At 56.3% G+C, this 5,981-nt stretch carries 4 protein-coding genes; 2 read left to right on the forward strand and 2 right to left on the reverse strand.

Features of this window, described 5'->3' with window-relative positions:
* Positions 1–159: 159 nt before the first annotated feature.
* Both AC1DH9_RS19640 and AC1DH9_RS19645 read right to left on the reverse strand, forming a co-directional pair.
* On the reverse strand, positions 160–1,359 hold the full coding sequence (locus tag AC1DH9_RS19640) for a glycosyltransferase family 4 protein (protein ID WP_427544331.1): 1,200 nt from the start codon (positions 1,357–1,359) through the stop codon (positions 160–162).
* Between the two features lie 219 nt (positions 1,360–1,578).
* A complete protein-coding gene (locus AC1DH9_RS19645) occupies positions 1,579–3,030 on the reverse strand; it encodes a family 20 glycosylhydrolase (protein WP_477808622.1) in 1,452 nt (483 codons plus the stop codon).
* Positions 3,031–3,316: 286 nt separating this feature from the next.
* Here AC1DH9_RS19645 and AC1DH9_RS19650 point away from each other — a divergent pair, with 286 nt between their 5' ends.
* Together AC1DH9_RS19650 and AC1DH9_RS19655 are read left to right on the forward strand one after the other, a co-directional pair.
* The gene (locus tag AC1DH9_RS19650) at positions 3,317–3,967 is read left to right on the forward strand and encodes a hypothetical protein (protein ID WP_477808623.1); all 651 of its coding nucleotides are present in this window, start codon (positions 3,317–3,319) and stop codon (positions 3,965–3,967) included.
* 312 nt (positions 3,968–4,279) lie between these two features.
* Positions 4,280–5,981: hypothetical protein (locus AC1DH9_RS19655; RefSeq protein WP_477808624.1), on the forward strand; the 1,702-nt coding region annotated here is incomplete at its 3' end.

Consider the following 5,981-nt stretch of genomic DNA (forward strand, 5'->3'; position numbering starts at 1 on the left):
GAGCAGGACATCCTGCCGTTCAGTCGTGAGGCGTTGATGACGCTGGTTTAAACGGCGCTCGGGCGGACGCCATCGCGAGCAGGCTAGCTCCCACAGGAGTATGTATTCCAATGTGGGAGCGAGCTTGCTCGCGATGGCTGACTCAATGCCACAGAGAAATCAGGGCAATATCGCAGCACTCACCGGCCCATGCTCTGCGACGCAAGCCCCGCGCAACTGTCCTTCAAATTGCTCGACGATTGCCCCCCAGCCTTGCCGACTGGCGTGCTGACGCGCGTTGAGTCGTATGCAGCGCAAGGTTTCTGCTTCTTCCAGCAACCAACGGGCGGCATCGCAAAACGCTTCTTCGTCCCCCGGCATCGCCAACACGCCGTTGTAACCATGACGAATGTGTTGAGCGGCGGCCGCTTGATCGTAGGCCACCACGCCCAATCCGGAGGCCAGGGCTTCCAGCACCACATTACCGAAGGTTTCGGTCAGGCTCGGAAACAGAAACAGATCCCCGGACGCGTAGTGACAAGCCAGGGCTTCTCCGCGCTGCGAGCCACAGAAAATCGCGTCGGGCAGTTCTTTTTCCAGCAGTGCACGCTGTGGGCCATCACCGATCACGATCAGCTTTATGCGTCGTTGTGGATAAGATGACTGCAAAGCCTGGTAGCAACGTTTGAGCAGACCGAGGTTTTTTTCCTGAGCGAGCCGGCCGACGTGAATCAGCGCGATGTCGTCGTTCTCCAGCCCCCAGCTTTCACGCAGCGAACCCAGGCGTTTGGCCGGGTGGAACAGTTGGCTGTCGACGCCACGGGACAGCAGCGCCAGGCGCTCGAACTGCCGACGTTCCAGCTCCATTCGCTGGCTGGTGCTGGGCACCAGGGTCAACTTGGTGCGGTTATGGAACCAGCGCAGGTAATGCGTCAATAACCGGGTCAACAGTCCCAAGCCGTACTGGCTGGAGTACTGCTGGAAGTTGGTGTGAAACCCGCTCACCACTGAAATACCCAGCCGCCGCGCTGCGCGCAAGGCCGACAACCCCAGCGGTCCTTCGGTGGCGATGTAGAGCACGTCCGGGCGATGACGCTGCCAGCGCCTGAGCAACTTGTGCATCGACGACTGGCCCCATTGCAGCCCCGGATAACCCGGCAGCGGCCAACCGCGGCAGAGCAGCAGTTCATCGTCGCTGAGGCGGGTTTGATCGCTGCCCTGGCGCGGTCGCACCAGTTCTACCAGGTGCCCGCGCGCGCGCAGACCCTCGCACAGGCGGCCAAGGGTATTGGCCACGCCGTTGATTTCCGGAGGGAAGGTTTCGGTGATCAGGGTGATATGCAGAGCTGTCGTCATGGCCTCAGTGTCGACTGAGGCCATGTCGCCATTGTGTCAGCGCGATGATGGATTTGTGACGATGAGCGCGTTCGGCTGCACCGAGTCTCTAGCTGGCCACCGAGGTATCAAGGGCGTGGTGGGGCATAGCGAACCGAACGGGCGATCAGTGACAGGGATTTATAGTCTGGAGCGGCATTCGGTGACCCCCATGCGCGCTGCCCCAGTGGCAACATCCACTCTTTCAGATGCGACCAGACCTTTTCAGGTGTCATGTACGCCGCTTCGTCGGCCCATACCTGTATGCCTCCCCCCCAGCACGGCGGGATGGGCTGGATCTATGACGGTATGCCCAGGCCCCGCATCGTCCATGAAAATGTTGGGGCGCCAGTGATCATAAATACCGTGGGGTGAGTGCAGGCGATCAAAAAGGTTGTCCCAGCCAGACTTAATGACGTTATAAAAGTCACCGTGGRCATTTAGCACGCTGTACCCTTCATCGATCAACGCTTGCACATTTTTCTCGTTGCGCGTGCTGCCCCAGATACTCCAGCACTTGATTACAACGTTTTTATCCACAGAAATCTTTTGATCTTTTTCAACGACTGCGTCGTTCCACATTCGCGCAACCTTGCCTTTTTGCTGCACAAGTCTCGCGACTTCGTTGACGAATTTCCTTACACCATCCCGTGAGTCTGCGTTGGACGGCCCGGAATTTTCCCGCGCGTACCGAGCCAGTTGTGGCGTGTTGCCCGGAGAGATCGGACTGAGGAAGTACTCATCGGCCTCCAAATTGAGACGTGTGCAATCCGGAAACATCTTGAGAAGATCGTTGATAAGCCCCATGACAAATTCGCGAGCGGCGGGGATGCTGAAATCGAGTGCTTTTGACACGACCGTGCCGCCTGAAAGCTGCAGCTGAAATTCCGGCTTATTTTGCAGAATCCACTGCATATGCCCAGGCCATTCGATCCCGGGGACGACCTCAATGTGAAGGGCCGCTGCTGTAACGAGGATTTTCTTGAGGTCCTCTGCACTCCAGGCATCGGGGCTGGCGGTGTCCGGGGCGGAAGGGAAGATGACCCGTACCCCCTCATTGTCGGTGAGGTGCAAATACAGGGTGTTGAGCTTGTTCCAGGCCATCTCATGCAGCAGGTCTATCATCCATTCAACGCTGTAATACTTGCGGCCCACATCGATCAGCACCGAGCGTTCGCCAAATTTAGGGGCATCGATTACAAACCCAGATTCAAGACTGGTCGAAACCTGTGCCGCTTTATGCAAGGTCGTCAGTGCCAGGGCCATGGCTTGCAGGGTTTTCGCGGTGACGTGGACGGTGCTGGTGATATCGATTCGGTAGGCCTCGGGTGCGCCTTTGACCGGAATTGGAACACCGGCGGTATCCGGGTCGGACAGTGTCAGCTTTACATCACCCGGCGCAGGGCTATTCCCTGACACAATGGCAGGCTGTTTTTCGAGCCCGGCGGCGAGGGCGAATCCGAATGCCAACCGTGTCGCCAAAGGACGCAGGCTCTCATCGTCGATGAGGATGCGCGTACTTGCGCTAAGGACGTAGACAAAACCGGCTGTAGGTTCAGCGTGCAGTGCGGCGGGACTCATGTCGAGCCAGGGAAAGCGCGGGTTTTGATATCCGTTAGCGGGATTGTTGGACGCCACTATGCTGGCGGCGATGGGGCTTTGGATGGACGTTGTCATTGAACCGGTTCTCCATAAATTGAGATCGTGACTCATCCCTGAATGCTTGAAGGTTCTTGACGTGGGTGAGCCCTCGCGACTCATTGGATACCTGATGCTTGAGGCTGGCTACTGTAAGAAATACTAGGTCGGGGTCAATATCGCCATGGGGGGTATCAGCGTTGCTTGTGCTGATAACCGTTCGTCTGGACTGTCAGTTTTTACAGGTAGCTTTACGCGTGTGTCGGAGATAGAAGTGCCCCAGAAGCCGCAGGCAATTGTGCCGGGTAACAGGAGTATCGAGATCATGACTGCCCGAGAAGAACCCACGTCCAACAAACCAGCAACCAGCCTATCTGACAGTGGAGAGGGAGAGGACACGGGAGCGGTCGCGCCAGCCCTCAAAATGCCGACGATTATTGCGCCTTTAAACGGACGCACATACATTGTCGGCCGTGTGTATCTTGAGGGGAAGTGTTCGGCGGGCGCCAGGGTTGAATTGTGGAGCCATGACAATAGCAAGTTGGCCGATGCCATTATCAACAGTGACGATATCACGCATTGGTACTATAGCCGCATTTKGGATGCAGGCGACAAGCATGTCAAGGTCGTGGAATTCGTGGGAGGGGTGCCTTCTGAGCCAACTTTACTGCGTCAGTTCCGAGTCACCGAGGCACGCTGTGCACCGGCGATTACCAGTCCGAGTGATCAACAGCGCTTGAAAGTAGGGCGGAATACGATCAAAGGAACCTGTTGGACGGAGGCGATATCGGTTCGAGTGCTGAATCATGACAATAGTGAATTGGGCACCGCCAAGATGACRCCAGGCAGTGGCACTTGGGAATTCGAATTTGACTTCGATTTCGGCACTGGCAGAAAGCACATTTTGGTGAGACAAGAGGTTGCGGGTGAATCGTCTGACATCAGCCGCATGTTTGAGTATTTCATGACGAAGTAGCACTGGTTCATTGCGTACAGCACGGCAGATTGATGGTCTGCCGTTACCCTTCGTCTGCATCATTGTGCAGTGGCGAAGCTGCATTTTARCGTGCTCGTTTACACAAAATCCGGAACACGCCTTTGCGTGCAATCACCCGGAGCTGCTTTCGCCTGCACGTTCATATCTGACTATCAAGCGCTCCTCACCGCTGGTCGGAAACTGCGGCCTACCTGTTATTTCTGACAGTGGCCAGCGCCTTGGAGCCAGGTGTTAGATGGCGTCAACGCTGCCGCTCACGTTGCGGCGACTCTTGCGAAATGGAGATTGCTCATGACCGCTAAAGTTAACGCACCCGAAACACACGCCCCTATCCCGGATCTCGACAGTTTTGACGTCTATCCGACGGTGGGTGACGATGATCTGGACTCATTCAGCACCATCGACGCGTTCGGAGTGCTGATACGTACGGATAAACTGGATCCCGATGACATGATCTATGTCGAAACGATTGGTGAGCCCGGCACCCCGGAAGGTGGAAAGTCCAAGAGCTGGCCGGTGCGTCTAGGGTCGTCAAACCCCAGGCGTGTGAATTTGGGGAATGATGCCGTTGCGTTTCTTCTGGGCAAAAAAATGTGGATGACCTACACCATCCTGCGTAAAGACGAGATCGAAAAAACCTCTGATCCGCGGATTCTCAACGTGCTCCCCCTGCCCCGAGAAGAGTTGAAAGCCGCCCGGATCCCCCAGGCTCAGGACAACGGTCATGGCCCAGAACTGGACCTGACCAGTAACACTGCCGAGTGCACGGTATATCTTGGAGGCTGGCCGCTGTGGGCCAAAAATCAACGGTGCTGGGTTGACCTGGAGGGCAAGAACGCCGGTGGTGGAGATCACCCGTACTCCGTGATGGAATCGGAGCCGGTGGATGACGACTGGCTCGATCAAGGTTATCGCGAGGTGAAGGTGCCTTACGACTACTTCAAGGCGTTACTCAATGGCTCGCTGTTGAAGGTCTTCGTCGAGGTCGCACTGAATAAGGAAGACGACAGGACTCAGGCGTTCCCTTTCGAGGAGCGAATTTATACTGTTAAAAATGTCGAGGTAGCAAAGCCTGAGATCACCACGGTGATCGATCTCAAGGGTGTCGAGATATCCAACCCCGGTACGACCAAGTACACCACGGTCAAACTCAAAGGCCGCGCCGAGCCCAATCAGCTTCTCGAGATTTTTGATGGAGAATCGATTGTGGGCAACCCCACGGCCAATGAACAGGGCGATTGGGAGCACAGGCTCGAACGCTTAAGCGAGTCAGACCACAAGATTTTCGTCGAGGGGCCCAAGGGGCTGACGTCTGATGTCTGGAAATTCCKGGTGGAAGAGTTGCAGGCACCCACCATCGATACAGTGAAAGACAGCAAGGGCGAGCCTGTGGGCGAGGGCGAAACAACGCTGGATGGCGACCTGAAGCTGGAAGGCAAGGCAGAGGATGGTTACGAAGTCGAGATCTTTGATCGCAAGACTTCAGTGGCTTTGCTCAGGGTTTACGATGGTATCTGGGAGCTGAGGAAGACGTTCAGCAATAGAGAACATGTTTTGAAAGCCGTGGGGCGCTATGGCGATGATCGGCCGGCAGAGTCCGCACCGCGGAGTTTTACGGTGGCGGTGCAGGCCAGCAAACCCACGATCGAGAAGGTGACAGACTCCAACGGCAAGCCTGTCCCCCATGGCAGCAAGACCAGGGATACCAGGGTAAAACTTGAAGGCACAGCGTTGCCTTACCAGGAATTGAAAGTTTTTGATGGCGAGCAGCACATCGACAGCGTCACGACTGGAAAGGACGGTGTCTGGCTGTGCGAGCTGATCGACTTGAGTCAATCAGAGCATCCGATCAGGGTCGAGGTGAGGCCGGGGGTGGATTCGGGTGTCTGGATTTTTACCGTAGTCGAGTTGGTGCAACCGACGATTAACGAAGTGAAGGACGTCGCAGGCACGACGATTGGCGATACCGTCACGACCAACAAAACACCGTTGA

The organism is Pseudomonas sp. 05T35 (assembly GCF_056396605.1).

What these genes read in the sequence shown, in the direction of transcription:
- AC1DH9_RS19640 (WP_427544331.1), bottom strand. Translation starts at nt 1,359, where the DNA reads ATGGCCTCAGTCGACACTGAGGCCATGACGACAGCTCTGCATATCACC.